The sequence below is a fragment of the Nesterenkonia maliinae genome (assembly GCF_051262655.1).
Taxonomy (GTDB): domain Bacteria; phylum Actinomycetota; class Actinomycetes; order Actinomycetales; family Micrococcaceae; genus Nesterenkonia.
This window is the reverse complement of the sequence record NZ_JBIMEY010000003.1, coordinates 143,929-168,614: the sequence shown is the minus strand read 5'-3', so window position 1 is coordinate 168,614 and position 24,686 is coordinate 143,929. Positions and strand designations below refer to the sequence as shown.

The following is a 24,686-nucleotide window of genomic DNA, read 5'->3' as shown; positions in this document are numbered from 1 at the left end:
TCAGAGCGGTTCCACGACGGCGAAGACCCGGTCCTCGCCGAGTCGGGTGATCACCAGCGTTCCGTGGCGCTTCGGTCCCTTGGTCCGCTTCTTCGGCAGGATCTGCTGACGGAGCTGCTCCGGGACGACGTCGACGCCGCGCTTCTTGATCTCCAGGCTCGTCAGCCCTGCATCGGCCACCCAGGTCTTGAGCGTCTTGACGTTGAAGGGTTTGACCTCAAGCACCCGGAACTGCCGCGAGAGGCGGTAGTCAAGGTCGGTCACGGGCTTCTCGGTGCAGAAGTAGGCGATGCGCTCATCGAGCAGATGAGCGTCCAGCGAGTCCGCGAGCTCCGCGACGAGCCCTGAGCGGATCACCGCAGGGCCCGGTTCATGCAGCACCCCGGCGAGCCCGGCCTGCCCCTGAGGTTCGAGCTCCATGCCTGCACCGAAATCAGCCGAGCTCACGAGCTCGACGGGCGCGGCGCCATTGCTGGGCAGCAGGGTCGCCGCGCGTCGCACCCCGGGACGGGCCAGAGCGTTGAACCAGAGCACCACCTCCACCAGATCTCCGTCCACAGAGACCCATTCGGCCTCACAGTCGGAGGGGATCAGCTCATGCGGCAGCCCCGGCCCGAGCTTGACCCCCATCGGGATGCCGGTGCGCGCCAGCGCGGTCACGAAGCTCAGCGGCGGCGAGAAGGATTCGGGGTCCCAGAGTCGTGACGGTCCGGTCGAGGCGGCGTCCTGGGCCGCGTGCGGATCGCGGCGCGCCGGATCCATCCACAGGCCCCAGCCAGGGGGAGCCCCGGAGCCGAACAGGTCGAAGGTCTCGGCGAAGTCCTCGGCCGTGCCGTGCTGGACCGCAGCCTCCGGGAAGGGATGCAGGTTCATGGTGGCGGCCGCGGCGATGCCCTCATCCGCCTCCACCGCCGTCACCGCCAGCCCCAGTGATGCCGCGGCCAGCGCATCACCGCCCAGACCGCAGCCGAGATCGACCACCCGGTCCAGACCGGCGGTGCGAAAGCGCTGGGCATGGCGCGCCGCGACCGGAAGACGTGTCGACTGCTGAAGACCGTCATGGGTGAAGAGCATCCGTTCGGCAAACTCGCCGAACTTCTTCCGCGCCGCCGTGCGCAGCCGGGACTGCGTGAGTGCGGCCGCCACCCGATCCGCTGGGTGGCCGGCCTCACGAAGCCGCAGATTCAACCCGAACGCCGCCTCTTCGTCATAGGGCGGCAGCGAGTTCAACAGCTCCCACCCCTCCGGGGTGAGAACTGGGGAGAGCGCATCAGCGGCGGGAGATGACATCGCTTCTACGGTACCGGCAGCCCTCGTCCATCCGGGCCGCGTCGCCCCGTGGGCATGTGATGTCGGTCAATACATCACGAACCTCTCATCGAATCGGCCGTCGGTGACATATTCTGCACGTCATTTGCGCTCAATTAGTTAACTATGTAGGTTCTATTTAGATTAGGGGACACTAAGTATCGATCTCTTCCCGGAACACCCGGAATCATCACCGTGAAAGGCAGGGTCATGCCCACTGAAGACTTCGCACCCGAGGGTGTCGCACCCACCGGCACTCAAGACGGCGCCACAGGCCCCGAGCGCGCAGCGCGCTTCTCCGTCTCGACGTCCCGCTCCCGGATCACCGGCGCACTCTCGCTCGGCGTCATCGCGATGTTCGCGCTCAGTGCCTGCGGATCACAGGCCGAGGCCGAAGGGGCGGAAGCAGGTGAGCCGGAGGCCAGTGAAGCAGAGGCCAGTGAGGCGGAGGTCAGCGAGACTGAGGGTGAAGGCTCGGCCACGGTCACCATCGAGGACGACCACGGCACTCACGAGGTCTCCACCGATCCACAGAGCGTCGTCGTCACGGACAACAGGTCCTACCGGACCTTGGAAGCTTTCGGGGTCGAGCCCACCGCCGCCGCGCGCAGCCTGATGGACGCGCAGACCCACGCCTACGCCGAGGATGAATCCATCCTGGACCTAGGCAACCACCGGGAGCCTGACCTGGAGAACGTCGTCGCGGCAGAGCCCGATCTGATCATCAACGGGCAGCGCTTCCAGCAGTACTACCAGGACCTCAGTGGACTGGCCCCCGATGCCACCGTCCTGGAGTTCGAGCCCCAGCCCGAGGCTGACCTGGTCGAAGAGCTGGTCCGCAAGACCGAGTCACTCGGCGAGGTCTTCGGCCAGGAAGACATCGCGGCGGATCTCGTCGAGGAGCTGGAAGTCGAGATCGCTCGCGTCCAGGACGCCTACGACGGCGAGTCCACGGTGATGGGCCTGCTCACCTCCGGTGGTGCCATGAGCTACGTAGCGCCAGGTCCTGACGGTCGCGCCATCGGGCCGGTCTTCGACACGTTCGACCTTGCTCCCGCCCTGGAGCAGGAGGGTGAGAACGAGTCCCATGGCGACGACATCTCCGTGGAGGCCATCGCCGCCGCGAATCCAGACTGGCTGCTCGTGCTGGATCGCGATGCCCGACTCACCCTGGACGAGGGTGAGCAGTACACACCTGCCGCCGAGGTCGTCGAAGAGTCGGCCGCATTGGCCAATGTCTCCGCGGTGGAGAACGACCAGGTCGTGTATCTGCCGGAGAACTTCTACCTCACCGAAGACATCCAGGCCTACACCGAATTCTTCCGCGACTTCGCAGACGCACTCGAAGCCGCGGAATGACCGCAGTTCACTTTCTTGCCAGTCGGTGAATGATGGTCGCCCGACGGTCCCGCGCAGGCCTGGACAACCTGCGCGGGATCGTCCCTAATATCACTATATTGATATTCGCTATTTCGCAATAAACCCGGCAGACTATGCATGACCTCGCATAGTCATACCTCCGCTCTCGGAAAGTCCCCATGCCTGACACCCCTACCGCGGCGCTGAACCGCGACGGACGCGCGTCTTCGGAGACTGCGCCGGAGACCCCGCCGGACGCTCCGTCCGCGCCCGTACCTGGGTCCGCGCCGACATCACAGGAGAACCGAGCGACCCGCCGGCAGCGACTGTTCACGCCGGCCCTGGTGATCGGGATCCTGATCACGCTGGGACTGCTGGTGCTCTCGCTGACCACCGGGCAGTACGACGTCTTCTCAGAGGATGGGTTCTGGATGTTCGGCATCACCCGGGTCCCGCGCACCATCGCGCTGATCCTGGCGGGCGCCTCAATGGCCATGTGTGGGCTGATCATGCAGCTGCTCACGCAGAACCGTTTTGTGGAGCCCACCACCACCGGCACCACCGAGTGGGCGGGCCTGGGACTGATCCTCGTGCTGTGGCTCTTCCCCGGCGCCTCGATGCTGGCCCGGATGGGCGGCGCCGTGACGATGGCCTTCATCGGCACCGTCATCTTCTTCCTGTTCCTGCAGCGGGTGACCCTGAAGTCCTCGCTGATCGTGCCGATCATCGGCATCATGCTCGGTGCGGTGGTCAGCTCCTTCACCACCTATATCGCGCTGATGACCGACCATCTGCAGACCCTGGGCATATGGTTCGCCGGATCCTTCACCCGCGTGGTCGAAGGCCGCTACGAGCTGATGTTCCTGGTGCTGGCGGTGACCATCCTGGTCTTCATCACCGCCGACCAGTTCACCGTGGCCGGCCTCGGCAAGGACATGGCCACCAATGTGGGCCTGAACTACACCGCAGTGCTCTTCATGGGCACCGCCATGGTCGCGGTGGCCACCGGAGTCACGGCCACCGTGGTGGGCACGCTGCCCTTCCTGGGGCTCGTGGTGCCCAACATCGTCTCGCTCTTCCGCGGTGATGACCTGCGCAGCAACCTGCCATGGGTCGCGCTGCTCGGGATCGCGACCGTGACCGTCTGTGACCTGATCGGGCGCACCATCCGCGCACCCTTCGAGATCCCGGTGGGCCTGGTGCTGGGCCTGGTCGGGGCCGTGGTGTTCATCGGGCTGCTCCTGCGGCAGCGCAGGAGAGGCGGGCTCCTGACATGACCACACAGCTCGATCACCAGCGCAGCACCCGACCGGTCTCCTCCGGCACCGCCACGACCTCCGCCGACACCACCGCGAGCAACACCTCGGCGCAGCAGAGCCGACACTCTGGGGCGATCACCACCCGTCGCCACGGGCTGCGCTATTGGGGCGTGATGGTGCTGCTGGGCGGGCTCTCGATCTTCTTCACCGCAGGGATCCTCAGCTACGACAACCCGATGCCCTTCGGCTCCGACGGATATTGGCTGATCGCGAGGATGCGCGTCGAGACCGTGGTGGTCATCGGCGTCGTCGTCTTCTGTCAGGCGATGGCCACGGTGTCGTTCCAGACGGCGACCAACAACCGGATCATCACGCCCTCGATCATGGGATTCGAGTCGCTGTATGTGGCGATCCAGACCGGGGCGGTGTTCTTCTTCGGCATCGCCGGGATCACCCTGGTCACCGGACTGCCACAGTTCCTGATGCAGGCCGGCGCGATGGTGCTCTTCGCGACCATCCTCTATTCCTGGCTGCTGAGCGGGAGGTTCTCCAACATCCACATCATGCTGCTGGTGGGCGTGGTGATCGGCGGGGGACTCGGCTCGCTCTCGACCTTCATGCAGCGGGTGCTGACTCCGAGCGAGTTCGACGTGCTCACCGCACGGCTCTTCGGCAACATCGGCAACGCCCGCGGCGAGTACCTGCCCTATGCGATCCCGATCGCGCTGGCGGCCGCGGGAGTGCTGTGGTGGCGGGCGCGTCGGCTCAATGTGATCGCCCTGGGACGCGACACCGCAGACAACCTCGGGGTGGACCACAAGCGCGAGGTGTTGATCATCCTGGCGCTGGTCTCGGTGCTGATGGCGATGAGCACCTCGCTGGTCGGCCCGATGACCTTCCTCGGCTTCCTGGTGGCCACCCTGGCGTATCAGTTCGCGGACACCTACTCCCATCGGATGCTCTTCCCGATGGCCATGCTGATCGGGTACACCGTGCTGGCCGGGGCGTATTTCATCATGCGCAACATCTTCTACGCCCAGGGCGCGGTGACCCTGATCATCGAGCTGATCGGCGGAATCGTCTTCCTGATAGTCCTGATGCGAAAGGGTCGCCTGTGATCAGCCTCACCGAGGTCGCCAAGAACTACGGCTCCAAGGGGGCCGCCGACGCCGTCGGGATCGGCCCGGTCAGCGTGGACATCGCCGCCGGCGGGATCACCGCTCTGGTGGGGCCCAACGGCGCCGGAAAATCCACGATCCTGACCATGATCGGACGGCTGCTCGACGTGGACGCCGGGCGGATCGAGGTGGCCGGGCACGAGGTCGTGAACTCGCCCTCGAAGACCATCGCCAAGATCCTCTCCATCCTGCGCCAGGAGAACCACTTCGTCACCCGGCTCACGGTGCGTCAGCTCGTGGGCTTCGGCCGGTTCCCGCATTCGCAGGGCCGACTCACCCGCCAGGACGAGCGACACATCTCCGAGGCCATCGACTTCCTGGACCTGACCGCGCTCGAGGGGCGCTACCTCGACCAGCTCTCGGGTGGTCAGCGCCAGCGCGCCTATGTGGCCATGGTCCTGGCCCAGGACACCGACTATGTGCTGCTCGATGAGCCGCTGAACAACCTGGACATGCAGCATGCGGTGCAGATGATGCAGCAGCTGCGCCGCGCCGCCGACGAGCTGGGCCGCACCGTGGTCATCGTGCTCCATGACATCAACTTCGCCGCCCGCTACTCGGACAAGATCCTCGCCATGAAGGACGGCGTGGTGGTCGAACACGGGACACCGGCGGAGATCATGCAGGACGCCGTACTGACCCGCGTCTTCGACACCGAGGTCACCGTGATCGAGGGACCCCGCGGTCCGCTCGCGGTGTACTACTGATCCGCTGATCCCCGAACTGACTGAACTCAGCAGGCCCCGTCCGCGATCGGAGAACAGCTCCAGGGGTGTCCGGGACGATGGTGGGACTCATCTTCACGAGCCATCGATGACCAGGGTGGGTCCGAAGCCGATGCCGCAGGCCCGCCCTGGCGCTCGAAGTGTCAGCTGCCGCGGACGTCCTGGGCTGAGGACTGCGCAGAGTCGGTGACCGTGTCCTTCTGCTCCTGTCCTTCAGACTTGACGTTCTGGGCACTCTCAGCGGCCGAGTCTCGGACCCGCTGCACAGACTCCTGTGCCGGCTCCTTGAGCTCCTCGGCCATCGACTTCGCCTGGCTCTTCGCGTCATCGACCAAGGGCTGGGCCCGGTCTTCGAGCTTCGCCGCCGCTCTCTTCTCCGGCTCGGAGGCTGGCACGATCGACGCCGCGAGCCAACCAGCGCCCAGGGCGATCAGCCCGGCCGCCAGCGGGTTCCCGCGGGTCTTCTGCTTCGCCGCACCGGGTGCTTGCTGGACACCATCGGCTGCGTGGTGCGCCTGATCTGAGACCTTGGTCGAAGCATCATCGGCTGAGCCCATCACATGATCCTTCCATCCGCCCACGGTGCTGCGGATCTTCTCGGTCTGTCGCTGAGCGACCTTGGAGGGGGAGACCTTGTCGGCGACGGCGTCGACGTCAAGGGAGAGGCTGCTTCTGGTCCGCTCGATATCTGCGCGGATCTCTTCGGGGCTCTGCTGTGTCATCGGGTCTCCTTGGAGGGGGTGAGAGCGTCAGGGATTTCCTTGAGGGTCTCCGTGGTGTGCGGGGCCCCCTTGACCTGCTCGAGGTTCTTCTTTCCGAGCATCGCCAGGACGGCGGCGATGATCGCCCAGATCACGGCGACGATGACTGCGGACCAGGCTGATCCCAGGTCGGTGGAACTGATCCCGGCCCAGAGTGCGATGGAGAGGAAGAGCAGCACGAAGTGCCCGGCGATTCCAGCGCCGCCGAGCATGCCGGCACCCTTTCCTGCGTTCTTCGCCGTCTCGCGCAGCTCGGCCTTGGCGAGGGCAATCTCCTGCCGAATCAGGGTGGAGAGGTCGCTGCTGACGTTGGACATGAGCGAACCCAGCGAGTCCTTCTCGGCTCTGTGCTCCGACCCAGGCATCGGTCCTGCCCCTGATCTGGGTTCTGGATCAGTGGGGCGACGGGCATGGCTGCTCATCGGCCAGCACTTCCAGCGTAGGGATCGGTGCCGCCCGTGTAGCCCGGGGTGGGGTTCGCGGGACCAGTCTCATAGGCCGGTGCACCAGTGCTCTGATTTCCTGCCACCGGAGCTGCAGTCCCTGCGCCGGATCCGGCAGGGGTCGTCCCTGATCCTGCCTGAGGAGTGCCTGAGTCGGTGTCACCCGCGGCAGGCCCGGTTGCGACAGCACCTGCATCATCGGCGTGGTGCTGCTTGAGCCCACGCGTCACCCGGCCAGCGGCGAAACCGACACCGGCCGCGATCGCCAAGAACGCCACCGGACGACGACGTGCGAAGCTCTGGACCTCCTGGAGAACCTCCTTGGGGTCATGACCCTCAAGCCAGGTCGCAGTCGCCTCCGCCCGTGAGTTCACCTGATCCAGGAGGTCCTTCGCGACCCCGGGCTCAGGCTTCTCACCACGCGCGATGCGCGCGACGTCGTCGCTGAAGGTCCGCACCGTGCCGGCTGCGCGGTCCAGCTGCTCGGACGCCTGAGACTCGAGCATCGTGCCCGCCTCACCGCCCAGGCGCTTGGCCTCACGCACAGCGTCATCCTTGACCCCCGCGGCTTCCTGGGCCGCGGTGTCCTTGACCGCCCGACCGGCATCCTTGGCGTCACCGGCGACATCCTGAGCCGCGCCCTTGGCCTGATCCGACGTCTTCTGGGTCTGAGACTCAGAATCGGACGTGGAGTCAGACCCTGAGCCGGGCCGCCCCGAGTGCTGTCGCTGCCCGGAGATCGGCATGGTCCCCAGGGGGAGATCGTTCGCTGCAGGACCCGTCTCCGTGCCGGGTGAAGTCGACGGAGGCGTCGGGATCGTCGTGGCTCGTGACGCGTCCTCTCCGCCGAAATTGTCATCAGGGGTGTTATGTGGGTCTACCATGGTTGCCTTTCGTGGTGTCCTCGGATTCGCGACGAACCGAGGGTGGATGGAGCGTTTGGAATTCAACGAAACGGGTGACGCCGGACATCTCAGCGCCGGACAGCCTCTTCCGAGCCGCCTGCTGGTGCGTCTTGGCTGCGTCCTGCGGATCGGCGCAGATTACGTGCGCGCTCGACGTCCTCCTGGTGCTTCTTCGCCTTCTTGTCGCTGGCCTTGGTGTCTCGGGCGGGCAGCTGGAGGTTCTCCTCTGCGGGCATTCCAGCCTGGAGCTCACGGCCGCGCTCGACTTCGCTGTCGACCTCCGCACCGAAGAGCAGGATCGCATTGACGATGTAGATCCACAGCAGCAAGATGATGACCCCGGCCAGCGCACCGTAGGTGGCGTTGTAGTTGCTGAAGTTCGACACGTAGAAGAAGAAGCCCACAGAGGCCAGTACCGCGACCACGATGGCGATGAGGGCACCGACGCTCACCCAGCGGAACTTCGGCTGCTTCACGTTGGGAGTGGCGTAGTAGAGCAGAGCAACGACGAGCACGACGACGAACGCCAGGATGAACCACTTGGCGATGCTCCACACGGTGATCGCCACCGAGCCCAGTCCGATCGCGTTGCCCGCTGCTTCTGCGATCGGTCCCGACAATACGAAGATCATCAGGGCAATCGCTCCCAGAACGAGGATCAAGGCTGTCAGGAGATACATCTGCACATTGAGCTTGATCCCACCGCGACCTTCAGGAACCTCGTGGATGATGTTCATCGCCCGGCCGAAGGCCTTCACGTAGCCCGAGGCGGACCACAGCGCGATCAGCAATCCGAGGATGAGCCCCAGCCCCGGAGCAGGGGCTGTCAGGACAGACTCCAGGGCAGGTCGGACGGTGCCCCATGTGTCGGAGGGAACAATGCCCTCCGCCTGATCCAGTACCGTCGTGACGGTTCCTCCTCCCTGACCAAACAGGCTCAGCACCGAGACCACGGCGATCAGCGCCGGGAAGATGGAAAGGACCGTGCGGTAGGTGAGGCCGGCGGCGAGATCGGTGCAGCCGTCGTCCGAGAATTCGCGGATCGTGGTCCTGAGGATGTACTTCCAGGTGGGCTTGGTGATCTCAGCAGGAGAGTCAGGTTTGCGGTCATCTTCGGGGTGAGGAGCGTCCGCCGGATCATCTTTGGTGTCGTCGCGGGAGCTGTGGGACATGAAACGTGCCTTTCTCAGGGTGTAGGGAGCACGAGCTCCGGGACATGGTGAAGGTCTGGGTTCAGTCGCCCGGCCACTCACCGGTGAGCCGCTGAAACGCCCTGGCCCCGCCGCGGTCGACCAACGCCTTGACGAAGGCGAAGAGCGCGCCCTGAAGGGCCGCGGCTGAGAGCACCTCGCCAAGGTTGAAGTCGGACTGCATCGCTTTGGGAGCATCGTCGCGGTGTTCCCATGGAAGCCGCTTCCATATCTGTTTGAACACCATGCCAGCGACAGCCCCGCTGATCAGGCTGTTGACCAGTCCGATGGGGCGATAGAGCAGCTTTGCCGAGGTGTTGCTAGATTCCTTATTGGTCATCGTGATGTCCCTTCCCTAGCTGTGCTGCCATCATGAGGTTCCGCTCACCTACTAGTGCGGCTGGCCAAGACGAGGGCTGCGGTCGCAGCAACAGTCGCCACGCCGATCCACCCGTTCCGGTTCGGCTTGCCCTGTTCGTCGGTGACGAAGTCTCTTGCGCGCCCGAAGTATGTGACGGCGTGCTGGCGGGCGCCGTGAATCTCAGCGGCGACGCGATGCTTCGCCTCCTTGAGCTGCACCTGCGCCTGTGATTTCACATCGAACTTCTCAACAAGTAGCTCGACCGTCTCACCGAGCTCGCGACGAGTGCGCGCAAGGTCGGCCTCGATCTGCTCTGGGGAGGCGCCCTTCTCCGGCTCTGGCAGGGCAGCGGAGTGGTGTGCTTTGCCTGCGTTCGGGCGGGGAAGCTCAGCGTTCACATTGCTAGCGGGTGTCATGGCGGCTGTGTTCCTTAATCTCGGCAACGTCGCGGTTGACATTGGCGATCGTTCGTTCCGGCGCCAGAGAGAGCTTTTCCATCTTTTTCTTGCCGAGCAGGGCGGCGATGGCGGCGGCGATGAAGAGAATGACCGTGACGATCAGTGCTGCGGCCCAGGCCGGTAGAACGACCGCCAGGCCAAGAATTGCTGTGGCGATGAGCGCCCCGGAACCGAACCAGGCCAGGATGCCTCCGGCCCCTAAGAACCCTGCGCTGATCCCGCCCTGCTTGGCGGTCGCGGTCAACTCCACCTGGACGAGTCTCAGCTCGTCGCGGACCAACCGTGACGTCTGCTCCGAGAGGCGACTCAACAACTCTGGAACTGATGGTTCCGACGGTCTTGCGGGGTGACTCATGATGTGTGCCCTTTGCGTTGAAACGACGTACAACCTGGTTGTTGCTGACGTTGGACGATGAAGCTGCCACCTGTGGTCAGTCGAGTGGACAGATAGGACAGAGAGCTGGCTATTGCGGTCTTGCCGCTCTGCAGAAGTCCCTGCATGTCGCGAGAGTGCACTTCACGCAACCGGGCCCCGTTCCTGATGACACCTGCCAGGGGTCCGATCGCGCTCTCGGACCCGACCCCTGGCAGACGCTCGACGTCAAACCCTGGATGAGCGAGTCACCGGGACGTCACTCAGTGCTTCGCACCGGGCTCGGCGTCACCTTCGACGTCGATCTGTTCCTTACGGACCTCGCCGGAGACGGTTTCGGTCTCTTGTACAGTGCGTTTGCCGATATTGACCTTCTCCGTCGCCACGGTCTCCTTCTCGACCACGGGACGCTCCTCGCGCAGCGTCACCACCTCATCCTCGTGGTTCGCGTCATCGATCGCGCCTCCGGGACGCGCCTCCGCAGAATTCGGGTCGACCTGCTCCCGTTCCACGACGAGCTCCTCGCGCTGGACCGGCACTTCGATGCTCTGGTTCTCGGTGCGAACCCGCTTGCGCAGACGCACCTGGCCTGCCTCGCGCTGCTCGGTGTCCACCTTGAGCCGCTCCTCATGGGCGACCATGTTGTCGGCATCTGAGGTCTGAGTGCCAACACCGGGGCCGCCGGCCTCTGTCCCATGACGTCCCGTTCCGTGACCGGAGCTGTAGTAGTCCCAGAGACGTTGTTCCTCTTCAGCACTGAGGTGTCCGTCAACGTCGATGTTGGGGGCATCCTTGATGTAGGCCTTGCTGAACGGCACCCTGAGACCTTCGGGGGAGAAGTTCGTCGCGCCGAAGGGGATGAACGTCTCTCTGGAGCCGAAGAGACCGATGTTGACGGTGACGAACTCGGGTTCTTGTGTCTGAGCATCGATGTATACCTGACCGACCGAGCCAATTTTGGCTCCCTCGCTGTCGTATACGTCTGCGTTCTCAATCGAGTCGATGTCGAAGTTGCTGTTGACCATGGTCGTTCACTCGCTTTCCCATGCCCCGGGCTTCGGGGTCAAGATTTTTGGAACGAATATTTATGCACCAAACTAATCAAAATTTATAACTACTTTAATCGTTCGCAGAGTATTAGTTAGCATACTTTTTACAGGGTCCTGGGTTGGACTGTGAGGTCGATGCCCGCCGGAACTCTCGGGTGGACCTTGCCTCACTCGTGTTCCTCGTCGGCTTCTGCGCTGAGTCGCTCCTTGATCGTCTCTGCTGCTCACTTCCAGGGCGTTCTTCGGGCTGTTCATTCGGTCGCCTTCGGCGCACGCAGGCCACGTGGTCATGGCGCTGTTGCGTCTTGAAGATGTCAACCTGCGTTGAAGATTACACTGTAAACACAGCCCTGGGCAATAGTCTTGCCGGAGGCAATCTGACGCCTGTCTGGCACCTTGTCGCGTCATGACGCTGGTGTCCCACCAGGGCGTGATTCCTGCTGACGTGAGGGGCGTGGGTTGCGGGTGGGCTTCAAGCCGGGCGGCGTGATGCGATCTGCCCGGGCCCGGGCCCGGGCCCGGGCCCGGGCCTGAGCCTGCCGATGGTGTATAGCCTGGGGATTCGAGACCGTGACCGAGACTCTCGATTCCGCGTGTGCGGCCTCCATGGCAAAGATGACTGAAGCTGTGGAGAAACTCCGTCGGAGTACCATAGATGGGCGCACGCAGAAGCGTTCATCAGGTGCGCGTCTTTCGAAGAAGTCGCCTATTCGGTATCGAGGTAAATGCACATGGATCGAACATCTGACGCTGCAGGTCCGGATAGGGCACGAGCCGGGCTCAGTCGTGAATTGGTGGTGAAGTCGGCCCTGTCGTTCATCGACGCTCATGGCGCACAGAAGCTTACGATGCGCGCGCTCGGTGCCAGTCTGGATGTCGAGGCCATGGCGTTGTACAGGCATGTCTCAGGGCGTGAAGACCTGCTCGAGTCGGTGGTCGAGGAGCTCCTGCGAGGTCTGGAAGAAGATCTCGATAAGCAGCTCAGTGAGACATGGCAGGGGTACCTTCAGACATTTGCCCATCACGTTCGACAGATTGCGGTGGAGCACCCTCTGGTCTTCCCGCTCGTCGCGACCCGCCACCCCGCGGCGCCGTGGCTCCGTCCCCCATTGCGCAGCCTCTCCCTGGTGGAAGGCTTCCTGCGCGCGCTCATCGAGCATGGTTTCAGCGACTCTGCCGCAGTTCACACCTACCGAATAATCAGCAGCTTCCTTCTGGGGCACCTGCTGTTGGAATCAGTCGTCCGGGGCGCTGAGGTCTCATCCGTAGAAGTGCCCTTGGATGAGGGGAATGCGATTGTTCCTGGGAGTGATTCCGGCCTCGACCTCAGTGATTTCCCGGAGGTGATGCGCTTGAAGGGCGCCCTCAGTGAGGATCACTCTAAGAGAGAATTTGAAATCGGTCTTGAGGCGCTAATTGATAGAATAGAATTTTACGTAAGCCAGTAATTGTGCTAACAGTCTATTAAAATACAACTGCTCTAAGGGTAGTCCTTTCCTGCGATATTAACTCTTGACTATATACCCTCATGGGTCCAATATTTATATCTTTCAGTGGGTCAGATAGAAGTCTCGCCGAACTCATTCGGGGCGCCGCGTGGTGGATATCTGACGGTCTCGATCCCACACGACCTTTCGCCTCGGAGCGCTCTCAGTCAGGGAGATTCGCACCTCAGATCCCAATGGACGCGCCAGGTGGCATCGGCATCGGCGCCACGACGACATCGATCGACAGAATCGCCACGAGTGAGGCACGAGCAGGGGCCCGAAGAGAATGCTGCAGATTAACGGGAAAGGGACGTTCTGCGGAGAGATCGGCATTGGACCTCGGAAGGTGCTCGGTCCAGTCTCAGCTGATGAGACTGCCTCCGCCGGGGTACAGCGCCCCGCGGGCCCCGTCCTATCATTTTGGGTCTGCGCCGCACTCGGCGCCGCTCACCATCAATCCTTCTGTGGAGATGCCCAGCAATGTCTACCTCTGTTGACCCCTCAGTGCCCGGCGCCTCGAAGCGAAAAGCCGACGACGTGGCCGATGAGAACCTGACAGTCCCGCGCCGCCGGATCATCATGGCCTCGCTGATCGGGACCACGATCGAGTTCTACGACTTCTACATCTACGCCACCGCGGCCGTCTCGATCTTCCCGCTGCTCTTCTTCTACGGCGATGAAGGCTCCGCACTGCTGGCCTCGATGGCCACCTTCGGTGCCGCTTTCGTCGCGCGACCGCTGGGCGCGATCATCTTCGGCCACTACGGCGACAAGGTCGGCCGCAAGGCCACCCTGGTCGGTGCGCTGCTGACCATGGGCATCGCGACCTTCCTGATCGGAACACTTCCCACCTATCAGCAGATCGGCCTGTGGGCGCCGGCGATGCTGACCATCCTGCGCTTCTGCCAGGGCCTCGGCCTGGGTGGAGAATGGTCCGGCGCCGCGCTGCTCGCCTCGGAGACCGCCCGACCAGGCAAGCGCGCGCAGGCGGCGATGTGGCCGCAGCTCGGTGCACCCTTCGGCTTCATGCTCGCCAACGGACTCTTCCTGCTGCTGGCCACCCTGTTCTCCTACGACTCCACCGCGACCGACCTCAACGACCCCTTCCTGGTCTGGGGCTGGCGCCTGCCGTTCCTGCTCTCGGTGATCATGGTCGCCGTCGGGCTCTACGTCCGGCTGCGCATCGAGGAGACCCCGGTCTTCGCCAAGGCCATGGCCGGCAACGAGCGGGTCAAGGCCCCCATCGGAGAGGTCTTCCGGCGCAACTGGTGGGAGATCATCCTTGGCACCTTCATCATGCTGGCCACCTACGGACTGTTCTACCTGATGACCACCTGGGTCCTGTCCTACGCCATCGGCAGCGCCGAGGTCGGCGGGCTGGGCTACGGCTATCAGGACTTCCTGGTGCTGCAGATCGTCGCGATCACCTTCTTCGCGATCTTCGTTCCGGTGGCAGGCCGACTGGCCGACCGCTTCGGCCGACGCCCGATGCTGATCGTGGTCACGATCGCGATCATGATCTTCGGTCTGACCTTCCGCTACTGGCTCTCCGCGAGCTCCATGGGCACCGGCGAGGACCTCAACGTCTGGCAGATGCTGGCCTTCCTCGCCGTCGGCATGACCCTGATGGGGCTCACCTTCGGCCCGATGTCCGCCGTGCTGCCGGAGCTGTTCCCCACGAACACCCGCTACACCGGGTCCGGCGTGGCCTACAACGCCGCCTCCATCCTGGGCGCCGCGCTGACCCCCTTCGTGGCCGCCTGGCTGGTCCAGGCCTACGGGGTGGGCGCCGTCGGGCTCTACCTGGCCGGCCTGGGCGTGCTCACGCTCATCGCGCTGATCCTGGCTCCGGAGACCTCGAAGAAGTCGCTCTACACCGAGGCTGCCAAGTAGTCAGCCGACCCCCGCTGCCTCGTCCCCGGTCTATGAGCCAGGGGCGGGGCAGCTCTTTGTCTGAGGAGAAGCACCGCGCTCGGCTCAGCCGTCGATCACGGCGACCAGCTCGTCGAGGAACCCGCCGAAGTCGGTGCCTCTGCGCAAGATCCGCTGCAGCGACTCGCGTTCGCTGAGCACCTCGATGAGCTGTTCGAAGATGGTCTGGAACGCGTCGCGCTCGGACTCGGAGAACGCGGCCAGGGCCACGACCTGGATGCGACCCTCTCCCCAGCGGATCGACCCCTCGGCGATCCCGATGGAGAGCGTGGTGCGCCGGGCCGTCATGGTCAGCGCGTGGGGGACCGCGAGCGATTCGGTGAAGGCGGTGGAGGAGAGGCGCTCGCGCTCGATGGTGCCCAGCACATAGTCCTCGTCGATGATGCCCTGGGCCAGCAGCGGAGCGCTGAGCTGGCGGATCGCATCCTCCTCGTCCTTGGCCTTGAGCGGGCGGATGAAGGCCTCGGGGCTGAAGTACCGCTCGAGCTCCCCGCGCAGCCGGGTGAGCCGACGGGCGCGACGACGCTTCGACGCCACCGCGGCGATGCGCTGCATATCGGCGTCGGTGATGAACGGGGCCAGCTGCACCGTGCGCTCATCGGGCACCGGCGGTTCGATCGTGGTCAGCACCAGATCGGTGTCCATTCCGGCCCAGTCAGGATCGGTCCGGGTCTCCACCGCGGTGACCTCGATCCCCGGGCCGAGGGATTCATCCAGCCGCGAGCGCAGCAGGTCGTGCAGCTCGTAGTAGCCGGGACAGACGATGGTGGCGGTCAGCGCGGCATCCGCGCGGCGGCTGCGTTCGAGCCGGCCGCCCACATGCATGGCGATATAGGCGATCTCATCCTCACGCATCAACACGTCCAGCTGCTCGGAGACGTCGCTGGCGATGGAGACCGCAACCTGGAAGATCATCGGATACGTCGACTTCAGCGACTTCGTCAGCGGGTTGCGTGAGAACGCCTGCTCCCGTGCCCGGTGGACCAGGTTCTGCACGTGAAGGCTCAGTCGGCGGATGAAGTCCGCGTGCGCGATGTCGACCAGATACTCCTCCGCGGCGTGGCCCACGGCGCGGATCACCGCTCGCTCCACCTCGGGGTCCAGCGGCACCTCGGTGCCCGCGCTGCCGTCCGAGGCGACCACCCGGGTCAGCACCAGGGAGGCCAGATGCTGCAGATCACCTTGGCCCAGGCTCACCCCGAAATGCTCCGAGGTCAGCTTCCCGACGACGCCGGCCAGTCGCTCCTGCTGGGCGCTGGGCTGCAGATGGGTGCCCTCCAGAGGGTGACCGTGGCTGACCCGATCGGCGGCGATGGCCACATGCAGGACCACATCGGCGGAGGCGAACTCGTTGACGTAATAGCCCTGCTCGGCCAGCTGGGTCGCCAGCTCGCGCTTGAACGGGCCGAAGGCCTCCGCCTCCAGAGACCCCAGCCCCGCGGCGCGGCGCAGGCCCTCGCCGTCGAAGGAGCCGTGCTCCATCTCCTCATGGGCGAGCTTGGAGACCAGCCGCCGCTGGGCGAGCTCCTCTCCGACCAGCAGCGCACGCGAGCCTGAGCGTTGAATGGTGTTGCCGGTGTCCGCCAGCAGCTCGCGGACCCGGACCAGATCGGCCTCCACCGTGGCCATGGAGACATAGAGGCGCTCCGCGGTGCGGCGCAGGTCGACCCCGTTCTGGGCCTCGAGCAGCTCGTGCACCAGGCCGTGGAGCCGGTCCCGGGTCGACGCGCGGCCGGAGTCGCTGCGCAGCGTCGCCAGCGCGGCCCGGTCTGCCCGATACCCGGCGGGCCCGGACTCGATCAGGGTCGTCTGCGAGTCAGCGGCCGTCGCTCCGAGCGGGACGCGTGCATTGAGCTGCGCGATGTAGGACCTGACGCTGCGCGGGGTCACGCCGAGCAGGTCCGCCAAAGAGCCTGCGGTGATCCACCCGGGCTCACGCAGGAGCAGGTTGATCAGCTGCTCCTGGCGTCTACTCATCCGGTCCACGCTCAAACCTTACCGGGCGGCCACATCGCCCGGGTGATTTTTCCTCCCCGGCGGAAAGAACTCTCGGCCCCAGGCCAGTGCGATGTGCCCTGAATCACTGCACAATCGAGGAGGAAGGAAGTGTGAGATCAATGGAGATCCTGGTGGTCTGTGGTGCTGGCGCGTCCAGCACCTTCGTGGCGCAGCGCGTGCAGAAGGCGATGCGCCTCGCCGGCGTGCCCTACGCAGTGCGCGCAGGAAATCAGGCCTCCCTCCTGCATGATCTCGACTCCGCAGATCTGATCCTCCTGGGCCCGCATCTGGCGGACTCGCTGGAGGACATCGAAGGACTCACCGCGCCGGCAGGCACCACGGTGAGACTGCTTCCCGAAGACATCTATACCGACCTCGAGGGCACCAGCGCCTTGGCGCTGATCCTCGAGGCCCTCCCCATGCCCGACGCGGCTGCCGCCGCATCAACCCGAAAGGGACTCTCATGAGCTCAACTCGCACTGTCACAGTCGCCTCCTCCCAGGGACTGCACGCACGTCCGGCCAAGCTGTTCGTGGAGGCCGCCCAGGCCTCCGGCGCGCAGGTGACGATCGCCAAAGGCGAGAAGTCCGTCAACGCGGCCAGCATCCTCGGGGTGCTCTCCCTGGGTGTGGAGAAGGACGACCAGGTGCTGCTCACCGCCGAGGGCGAGAACGAGGAGCAGACCCTGGACAGCCTGGAGCAGTTCCTCACCACCGACCATGACGGGGCCTCCTGATGTCGGAGCTCTCCGGAATCGGCGTCGGAAGGGGCATCGCCGCGGGTCCCGTGGCCCGGATGTCCCCTCCGCCGCCAGCACCTGTCGATGAAGCCTCCGCACGCAGCGTGGAGGAAGAGACGCAGCGTGTGCAGGTGGCAGTCGCCGAAGTGGCCGCCGAGCTCGAAGCTCGCGGTCGCACGGCCGGCGGCATGGCGCGCGATGTGCTGGAGGCCCAGGCCATGATGGCCCAGGACCCGACGCTGCACGAAGCCGTGGCGACCCGGCTGAAGGCGGGCAAGACCGGCGAGTACGCCGTGCACGAGGCCTTCGCCGAGTTCCGCGCCACGCTCGAAGAGCTCGGCGGCTACCTCGGCGAGCGCGCCTCGGACCTCTCTGACGTCTCCCAGCGCGTGATCGCCAGCCTGCGCGGGCTGCCCGCTCCCGGCGTCCCGGATCCGGGCCACCCGTTCATCCTGGTGGCCGAGGATCTGGCACCGGCGGACACTGCGCTGCTGAACCTGGACCAGGTCCAGGCTCTGGTGACCATCCAGGGCGGACCCACCTCGCACACCGCGATCCTGGCTCGGGAGAAGTCCATCACCGCCATCGTCGGCGTCGCCGAGGCCGAGAGCCTGACCGAGGGCCAGCAGGTCATCGTCGACGCCGGAGCCGGTTCGGTCATCACGGACCCCACCCAGGAGCAGCTCGACGAGGCCCAGTCCCGTCGCGCGGCACACGAGGCCGAGGCCGCCGCGCCGATCACCCCCGGCGCGCTGGCGGACGGTACCGCGGTGCCGCTGCTGGCGAACCTCGGCTCGGCCAAGAGCACCGACAAGGCCGTGGCGCTGGGCGCCGAAGGCGTGGGACTCTTCCGCACCGAGTTCCTCTTCCTCAGCGCCGACGAGGCGCCGTCAGTGGAGGAACAGCGTGAGGCCTACCAGTCGGTGCTCGAGGCCTTCCCCGGCCAGAAGGTCGTGGTCCGGGCACTCGACGCCGGCGCCGACAAGCCGCTGAGCTTCCTCAACGACGCACCCGAGGAGAACCCGGCACTGGGCCTGCGCGGACTGCGCGCACTGATGGCCAATGAGCAGATCCTCCGTGATCAGCTCACGGCCCTGGCCCAGGCTCAGGAGAACACCGAGGCCGACGTCTGGGTGATGGCTCCGATGGTCTCCACAGTGGAGGAGGCCGAGGCGTTCACCGCACTGGCCAAGGAGCACGGGCTCGCGACAGCAGGGGTCATGGTGGAGGTCCCCTCCATCGCGCTGATGGCCGATGAGCTGCTCTCGCGCACCGACTTCGCCTCCATCGGCACCAACGACCTCACCCAGTACACGATGGCGGCCGACCGACTGCTCGGTTCCGTGGCGTCCCTGCAGGATCCCTGGCACCCCGCGGTGCTGCGGCTGATCCGTGAAGTCGGCGCCGCCGGGATCGCCTCAGGCAAGCCGGTCGGAGTCTGTGGCGAGGCCGCCGCGGACCCGCTGCTCGCCGTCGTCCTGGTCGGGCTCGGTGTGAACACGCTGTCCATGTCTCCCGCCGCGCTCGCCGAGGTGCGCGCGGAGCTGAAGCTGCACACCTTGGAAGAGGCGCGCAGCATCGCGGCCGCCGCGCTGACTGCGGCCACCGCGACCCAGGCCCGCGAGGCCGCGCAGGGAGCGGCGCAGAAGTCCTGAGCGGCGCCTGAAGCAGAGCTGAAGCAACGCGAAGAAGTGGAATCCACACCACAACTGAATCACCGACTGAATCACTCAGACAGGTCTCCCTTCCGGGACCGCCACCTTCGACGCACCCGCTGAGGGGCGCCGCACCATCACAAGAAAGAGGCTCCGTCATGACAACGGTGTCAGCTGAGACGAAGAATCAGGGCGGCGCGCGCGTAGCCGTCCAGCGATTCGGCTCGTTCCTATCGGGCATGATCATGCCCAACATCCCGGCCCTGATCGCCTGGGGCATCATCACCGCGCTGTTCATCGAGGTCGGTCCATTCCCGAACGAGGGTCTTGCCACGATCGTCGGACCGATGATCCACTACCTGCTCCCGATCCTGATCGCCATGCAGGGCGGGCGGATGATCTACGAGACCCGTGGCGCCGTGGTCGGCGCGATCGCGACCATCGGTGTCATCGCCGGCTCCGACTTCATCGTCGCGCAGTTCAACGCGACGCTGCCCGAGGGCACCGATCCGCTCGGTGAGGTGCACATGTTCATCGGTGCGATGATCATGGGCCCGCTGGGCGCCTACGCGATCAAGGCGCTCGACGGCCTGTGGGAGGGCAAGATCAAGTCCGGCTTCGAGATGCTGGTCAACATGTTCTCCGCCGGCATCGGCGGATTCCTGCTCGCCCTCGCCGGCTTCTACTGGCTCGCCCCGGTCATCAACGCGCTGATGGACGTCATGGGCACCGCAGTGCGCTGGCTCATCGAGACCAACCTGCTGCCGCTGACCTCGATCATCATCGAACCCGCGAAGGTCTTCTTCCTCAACAACGCCATCAACCACGGCGTGCTGACCCCGCTGGGCATCGCCGACGCCGCCGAGAACGGCAAGTCGATCCTGTTCCTGCTCGAAGCCAACCCCGGTCCCGGCCTGGGCGTGCTGCTGGCGTTCACCGTCTTCGGCACCGGCGTCGCGCGGGCCACGGCTCCGGGCGCGATCCTCATCCAGTTCCTCGGCGGCATCCACGAGGTCTACTTCCCCTACGTGCTGATGAAGCCGGCTCTGCTGCTGGCCGTCGTCGCCGGCGGCGCCACCGGCGTCGGCACCAACATGGTCTTCGACGCCGGTCTGCGCGCCCCTGCGGCGCCAGGCTCCATCTTCGCAGTGCTGCTGCAGACGGCGTCGGACTCCTATGTGGGCGTCATCCTCTCCGTGATCCTCTCCGCAGGCGTGACGTTCGCTGTGGCCGCGGTCATCCTGCTCTCCAGCCGCAAGCGCGACCTCGCCGCGACCGAGGACAGCTTCTCCGCCGCGGTGGCGAAGACCGAGGCCAACAAGGGCAAGTCCTCCTCACACCTGGCGAACCTCTCCTCCGCGACCCAGGTCCCGGCGCAGAAGATCACCAACGTGATCTTCGCCTGCGACGCCGGCATGGGCTCCTCCGCGATGGGCGCCTCGGTGCTGCGCAAGAAGATCGTCGGCGCAGGCATCGAGGGTGTCACGGTCACCAACAAGGCCGTCGCCTCGCTGCCCGGCAACGCTGATCTGGTCATCACGCAGCAGCAGCTCACGGATCGGGCCCGGGCCAAGGAGCCGCAGGCGGTGCACGTCTCCGTGGACAGCTTCATGAACGCCCCGGAGTACGACGACGTCGTGACGCTGATCCGGGAGAGCGAATCCAAGGCCGCGGGCTCCGGTTCCGGCGCCGACGGAGCCACGGATTCCAGGGACTCCTCCGCCGGGGGCGTCTCCACCGACACCCGGGTGCGCAGCGACTCGCAGATCCTCACCCGCTCACAGGTCCGGATCCACTCCGGCTCGGCCACCCAGGATGATGCGCTCACCGAAGCCGCTGAGATCCTCGGCGCGGCCGGTGCGGTCACCGGGGAGTACCTCTCCGCCATGAAGGAGCGCGAGGCCACGGTCTCCACCTACATGGGCAACGAGCTGGCCATCCCGCACGGCACCAACGACGCGAAGTCGGCTGTTCTGGCCTCGGCGCTGTCGGTGACCCGCTACGACGGCGGCGTGGACTGGTCCGGTGAGAAGGTCACCTTCGTGATCGGCATCGCAGGGGTCGGAGACGAGCACCTGGAGATCCTCTCCAAGATCGCCGAGCTCTTCTCCGACGAGGCAGAGGTCGCCAAGCTCAAGCGGGCCTCCTCGGAGGAGGAGCTGCTGCGACTGCTCTCCGCGGTCAACGCCGGCTGAGCCTGAGCCCACACTGGTGCCCTCGGGCACGAGCTGAGCCAGAGGGGGTGCGTCACGCGGGATCACCCGGTGGCGCACCCCCTTCGCATCTGTACACACCACATACGTCTGAACACTCAATCTTCGGGAGTCAACATGCTGGCAGTTCATTTCGGCGCGGGAAACATCGGCCGCGGCTTCGTGGGAACCCTCCTGCACGAGGGAGGCTACGAGGTGGTGTTCTCCGATGTCGCCGCACCCCTGGTGGACGCGCTCACGTCAGCGGGCAGCTACACCGTCCACGAGGTCGGAGCCGGCGGCGTCGACCGGGAGGTCACGAACTTCCGGGCGATCAACAGTGCGGAGGACCCACAGGCGGTCGCCGCGGAGGTCGCGTCGGCCGATGTTGTCACCACCGCGGTGGGCCCCGCCATCTTGAGGTTCATCGCCCCGCACGTCCTCGCCGGCCTGCTCCAGCGCCCGGCCGAGGCGAAGCCGCTGCAGGTGATGGCGTGTGAGAACGCACTGGGCGCCACCGACACGCTGCGCGGGCACGTGCGGGAGCTGGCCGGGGAGCAGTGGGAGGAGCTCTCCGCCCGGGCGGTCTTCGCCAACACCGCGGTGGACCGGATCGTCCCGGGACAGCCCGCCGACGGGGGAGTCGACGTCACCGTGGAGCCGTTCTATGAATGGGCCATCGAGGCAGGCCCCTTCGGCGCGGACCGGCCCAACATTCCGGGCGCCCACTTCGTGGAGGACCTCGGACCGTATATCGAGCGCAAGCTCTTCACCGTGAACACCGGTCACGCGGCGGCGGCCTACCTGGGCTTCCGTGCCGGGCGCAGCAAGATCGCCGAGGCGCTGGCCGATGAGACCGTCTTCGCCGGCGTCCGGGCCGCGCTGGAGGAGACCTCCGCGCTGCTGGTGGCCAAGCACGGCTTCGCGGCCGAGGAGATGGCCGGCTACCGCGAGACCATCCTGGAGCGCTTCCGCAATCCGGAGCTGCCCGACACCGTGGACCGGGTGGGCCGGCAGCCGCTGCGCAAGCTCTCCCGGAACGAGCGCCTCGTCGGTCCGGCCGTGGAGGCGCACGAACGCGGGCTGAGCGTGGAGGGGCTGCTCGCCGTGGTCGAGGCGGCGCTGTACTTCGAGTCTGCCGCGGATGAGCAGACCCAGCAGCTGCAGCAGCAGCTGAGCGAGCTCGACGCCGACGCACTGACCGCCCAGGTCACCGGGCTGCAGCCGGCGGACCCGCTCTACAGCAGGATCCGCGACATGGTCGCCGCCCGCCAGGGCTGAACGGGCTCCGGCGAGAGCCTCACCGGGGCAGCGTCACGCTCGCAGGCTCTGCGGGCCCCGCTCGCGACAGATGGCCGGGGAGGGGTCGATGAACCAGCCCCGGCCCGGCCGACGGGGTTCAGTCGATGATGCTGGCCACGACCTGGCCGGCCGTCACGGTGGAGCCTGCCTTGGCCTTGAGGCCCTTGATCCGGCCGGACTTGTGCGCGGTGATCGGCTGTTCCATCTTCATCGCCTCCAGCACCAGCACCAGGTCCCCTTCGGCGACCTTCGACCCGTCCTTCGCAGCCACCTTCACGATGGTGCCCTGCATCGGTGAGGTCAGGTCATCGCCGGAGATCGCGGCGGCGGAGGTGCTGCGCGCCTTGCGCCGCTTCTTGCCTCCGGCCGGCTTGCCGCCGAGCTTGCCGCCGGCGAGCGCCGCGGGCAGGTTCACCGTGATGCGCTTGCCGTTGACCTCCATCACGACGGACTCGCGCGGGTCCTCGTGGTCATGCGCCGGGTGGGCCATCAGCGCGTTGTACGGCGGGATCTTGTTGTCAAACTCGGTCTCGATCCACCGCGTGTGCACATGGAAGCTCTCCGGGGCCGGCGCCCGGCGTCGTGCCAGTCGATCGGCCGCCTGAGAGACCGCATTGCCCTGGCCTGCGGCCGCTGTGGAGCCGGACCCGCCGGCGGCGGGACTCGGAGTGCCGGCGGCCAGCTCGGGAGCGAAGGCGGGGTCTTCGAGCACCGCGCGGTGGAAGGGCAGCACGGTGGGCATGCCCTCGACCTTCATCTCCTTGAGCGCACGCCGGGCCCGGCGCAGCGCCTGCTCGCGGGAGGCTCCGGTGATGATGACCTTCGCGATCATCGAGTCGAAGGCTCCGGAGATGGTCTCTCCGGCGTGGACGCCGGAGTCCACCCGGACCCCGGGCCCGTGCGGCAGATCGAAGGTCTCCAGGGTGCCCGGTGCGGGCATGAAGTTCCGTCCCGGGTCCTCGCCGTTGATCCGGAACTCGATGCTGTGTCCGCGGATCTCGGGATCCTCGTAGCCCAGCCGCTCGCCGCGGGCGATCCGGAACTGTTCGCGGACCAGGTCGAGGCCGGTGACCTCCTCGGAGACCGGGTGCTCCACCTGCAGGCGGGTATTGACCTCCAGGAAGCTGATGGTGCCGTCCTGACCGATGAGGAACTCACAGGTGCCGGCGCCGACGTAGCCGGCCTCCTTCATGATGGCTTTGGAGGAGCGGTAGAGCTGCCGATTCTGCGCCCGGGTCAGGAACGGTGCGGGTGCCTCCTCGACGAGCTTCTGGTTGCGCCGCTGCAGCGAGCAGTCGCGGGTGGAGACGACGACGACATTGCCGTGCTCGTCCGCCAGGCACTGGGTCTCGACGTGGCGCGGGGAGTCCAGGAAGCGTTCGATGAAGCATTCGCCGCGTCCGAAGGCGGAGACCGCCTCGCGCACCGCAGACTCGAAGAGCTCAGCGATCTCGTCGTGTTCGCGGACCACCTTGATGCCACGCCCGCCACCGCCGTAGGCGGCCTTGATGGCCAGCGGGAGGCCCTGCTTCTCGGCGAAGCGCATGACCTCTTTGGCGTCCTTGACCGGTTCCTTGGTCCCCGGTGCCAGCGGTGCGCCGACCCGTTCAGCGAGCTGCCGTGCCGAGACCTTGTCTCCTAGGGTCTCGATGGCCTTCGGCGAGGGTCCGATCCAGGTCAGGCGCGCGTCGATCACGGCCTGGGCGAACTCCGCATTCTCGGAGAGGAACCCGTACCCCGGATGCACGGCGTCGGCGCCGGTGGCGCGGGCTGCGGCGAGGATCTTGGGGATGCTCAGGTAGCTGTCCGCGGCGGTGGCGCCGCCGAGGGCGTAGGCCTCGTCGGCCATGCGCACATGCACCGAGTCACGGTCGGGGTCGGCATAGACGGCGACGGCGGCCAGCCCCTCATCCTGGGCGGCACGGATCACGCGGACGGCGATCTCGCCGCGGTTTGCGATCAGGACCTTGGTGAACTCGGTCATGGTTCCTCTCTCTGCTTTCGCTGTCACC

Annotated in this window: 22 protein-coding genes; 11 read left to right on the top strand and 11 right to left on the bottom strand. The window is 66.0% G+C overall.

Going from position 1 to position 24,686, the window contains the following annotated elements:
* Positions 1-1,290, bottom strand: a complete 1,290-nt coding sequence (locus tag ACHAA4_RS07665) for a class I SAM-dependent methyltransferase (protein WP_435773604.1) — start codon at positions 1,288-1,290, stop codon at positions 1-3.
* 228 nt (positions 1,291-1,518) lie between these two features.
* On the opposite strand from ACHAA4_RS07665, the gene ACHAA4_RS07660 reads away from it, so the two are divergent.
* The 4 genes from ACHAA4_RS07660 (at position 1,519) to ACHAA4_RS07645 (ending at position 5,811) form a co-directional block, all read left to right on the top strand.
* Positions 1,519-2,667, top strand: coding sequence for a siderophore ABC transporter substrate-binding protein (locus ACHAA4_RS07660; RefSeq protein WP_435773603.1), 1,149 nt, complete (start codon positions 1,519-1,521; stop codon positions 2,665-2,667).
* Between the two features lie 179 nt (positions 2,668-2,846).
* A complete protein-coding gene (locus ACHAA4_RS07655; protein WP_435773602.1) occupies positions 2,847-3,944 on the top strand; it encodes an ABC transporter permease in 1,098 nt (365 codons plus the stop codon).
* Entirely contained in the window at positions 3,941-5,044 is a 1,104-nt protein-coding gene (locus ACHAA4_RS07650) for an iron chelate uptake ABC transporter family permease subunit (RefSeq protein ID WP_435773601.1), read from the top strand. The genes ACHAA4_RS07655 and ACHAA4_RS07650 overlap by 4 nt, the downstream gene beginning before the upstream one ends.
* Positions 5,041-5,811: an iron ABC transporter ATP-binding protein gene (locus ACHAA4_RS07645; protein WP_435773600.1), complete on the top strand. Its 771-nt coding sequence runs from the start codon at positions 5,041-5,043 to the stop codon at positions 5,809-5,811. The genes ACHAA4_RS07650 and ACHAA4_RS07645 overlap by 4 nt, the downstream gene beginning before the upstream one ends.
* A 161-nt stretch (positions 5,812-5,972) precedes the next feature.
* Here the strand turns inward: ACHAA4_RS07645 and ACHAA4_RS07640 are convergent, their stop codons facing one another.
* The 8 genes from ACHAA4_RS07640 to ACHAA4_RS07605 form a co-directional block, all read right to left on the bottom strand.
* Complete coding sequence (locus tag ACHAA4_RS07640; protein WP_435773599.1) at positions 5,973-6,551, bottom strand: DUF3618 domain-containing protein; 579 nt, start codon at positions 6,549-6,551, stop codon at positions 5,973-5,975.
* On the bottom strand, positions 6,548-6,907 hold the full coding sequence (locus ACHAA4_RS07635; RefSeq protein WP_435773598.1) for a phage holin family protein: 360 nt from the start codon (positions 6,905-6,907) through the stop codon (positions 6,548-6,550). The genes ACHAA4_RS07640 and ACHAA4_RS07635 overlap by 4 nt, the downstream gene beginning before the upstream one ends.
* A gap of 101 nt (positions 6,908-7,008) precedes the next feature.
* Positions 7,009-7,779 (bottom strand): hypothetical protein, encoded by a 771-nt coding sequence (locus ACHAA4_RS07630; protein WP_435773597.1) that lies wholly within the window; start codon positions 7,777-7,779, stop codon positions 7,009-7,011.
* Positions 7,780-8,006: 227 nt separating this feature from the next.
* Complete coding sequence (locus tag ACHAA4_RS07625; RefSeq protein WP_435773596.1) at positions 8,007-9,110, bottom strand: YihY/virulence factor BrkB family protein; 1,104 nt, start codon at positions 9,108-9,110, stop codon at positions 8,007-8,009.
* Positions 9,111-9,171: 61 nt separating this feature from the next.
* Positions 9,172-9,468, bottom strand: coding sequence for a DUF4235 domain-containing protein (locus tag ACHAA4_RS07620; protein ID WP_435773595.1), 297 nt, complete (start codon positions 9,466-9,468; stop codon positions 9,172-9,174).
* Between the two features lie 44 nt (positions 9,469-9,512).
* Complete coding sequence (locus tag ACHAA4_RS07615) at positions 9,513-9,905, bottom strand: DUF3618 domain-containing protein (protein WP_435773594.1); 393 nt, start codon at positions 9,903-9,905, stop codon at positions 9,513-9,515.
* The gene (locus ACHAA4_RS07610; protein WP_435773593.1) at positions 9,892-10,302 is read right to left on the bottom strand and encodes a phage holin family protein; all 411 of its coding nucleotides are present in this window, start codon (positions 10,300-10,302) and stop codon (positions 9,892-9,894) included. Before ACHAA4_RS07610 ends, ACHAA4_RS07615 begins: the two co-directional genes overlap by 14 nt.
* Positions 10,303-10,583: 281 nt before the next feature.
* Positions 10,584-11,345, bottom strand: a complete 762-nt coding sequence (locus ACHAA4_RS07605; protein WP_435773592.1) for a DUF2382 domain-containing protein — start codon at positions 11,343-11,345, stop codon at positions 10,584-10,586.
* 755 nt (positions 11,346-12,100) lie between these two features.
* Here ACHAA4_RS07605 and ACHAA4_RS07600 point away from each other — a divergent pair.
* Together ACHAA4_RS07600 and ACHAA4_RS07595 are read left to right on the top strand one after the other, a co-directional pair.
* Positions 12,101-12,817: a TetR/AcrR family transcriptional regulator gene (locus ACHAA4_RS07600; protein ID WP_435773591.1), complete on the top strand. Its 717-nt coding sequence runs from the start codon at positions 12,101-12,103 to the stop codon at positions 12,815-12,817.
* A gap of 519 nt (positions 12,818-13,336) precedes the next feature.
* Positions 13,337-14,749 carry an MFS transporter gene (locus ACHAA4_RS07595; RefSeq protein ID WP_435773590.1) on the top strand — a complete coding sequence of 471 codons (1,413 nt, stop codon included), beginning with the start codon at positions 13,337-13,339 and terminating at the stop codon, positions 14,747-14,749.
* 84 nt (positions 14,750-14,833) lie between these two features.
* Here ACHAA4_RS07595 and ACHAA4_RS07590 read toward each other — a convergent pair whose 3' ends face one another.
* Positions 14,834-16,765: a BglG family transcription antiterminator gene (locus ACHAA4_RS07590; RefSeq protein WP_435773589.1), complete on the bottom strand. Its 1,932-nt coding sequence runs from the start codon at positions 16,763-16,765 to the stop codon at positions 14,834-14,836.
* A gap of 140 nt (positions 16,766-16,905) precedes the next feature.
* Between ACHAA4_RS07590 and ACHAA4_RS07585 the strand changes: the two genes are divergently transcribed.
* From ACHAA4_RS07585 to ACHAA4_RS07565, 5 genes are all read left to right on the top strand, one after another.
* Positions 16,906-17,253: a PTS sugar transporter subunit IIB gene (locus ACHAA4_RS07585; RefSeq protein ID WP_435773588.1), complete on the top strand. Its 348-nt coding sequence runs from the start codon at positions 16,906-16,908 to the stop codon at positions 17,251-17,253.
* A complete protein-coding gene (locus ACHAA4_RS07580) occupies positions 17,250-17,522 on the top strand; it encodes an HPr family phosphocarrier protein (RefSeq protein ID WP_435773587.1) in 273 nt (90 codons plus the stop codon). The genes ACHAA4_RS07585 and ACHAA4_RS07580 overlap by 4 nt, the downstream gene beginning before the upstream one ends.
* Positions 17,522-19,180, top strand: a complete 1,659-nt coding sequence (gene ptsP, locus ACHAA4_RS07575) for a phosphoenolpyruvate--protein phosphotransferase (protein ID WP_435773586.1) — start codon at positions 17,522-17,524, stop codon at positions 19,178-19,180. Before ACHAA4_RS07580 ends, ptsP begins: the two co-directional genes overlap by 1 nt.
* A gap of 158 nt (positions 19,181-19,338) precedes the next feature.
* The gene (locus ACHAA4_RS07570) at positions 19,339-21,375 is read left to right on the top strand and encodes a PTS mannitol transporter subunit IICBA (protein WP_435773585.1); all 2,037 of its coding nucleotides are present in this window, start codon (positions 19,339-19,341) and stop codon (positions 21,373-21,375) included.
* A 135-nt stretch (positions 21,376-21,510) separates the two neighbouring features.
* The gene (locus ACHAA4_RS07565) at positions 21,511-22,653 is read left to right on the top strand and encodes a mannitol-1-phosphate 5-dehydrogenase (protein ID WP_435773584.1); all 1,143 of its coding nucleotides are present in this window, start codon (positions 21,511-21,513) and stop codon (positions 22,651-22,653) included.
* Positions 22,654-22,771: 118 nt separating this feature from the next.
* On the opposite strand, the gene ACHAA4_RS07560 is transcribed toward ACHAA4_RS07565, so the two are convergent.
* Positions 22,772-24,658 (bottom strand): acetyl/propionyl/methylcrotonyl-CoA carboxylase subunit alpha, encoded by a 1,887-nt coding sequence (locus ACHAA4_RS07560; RefSeq protein WP_435773583.1) that lies wholly within the window; start codon positions 24,656-24,658, stop codon positions 22,772-22,774.
* Positions 24,659-24,686: the final 28 nt, after the last annotated feature.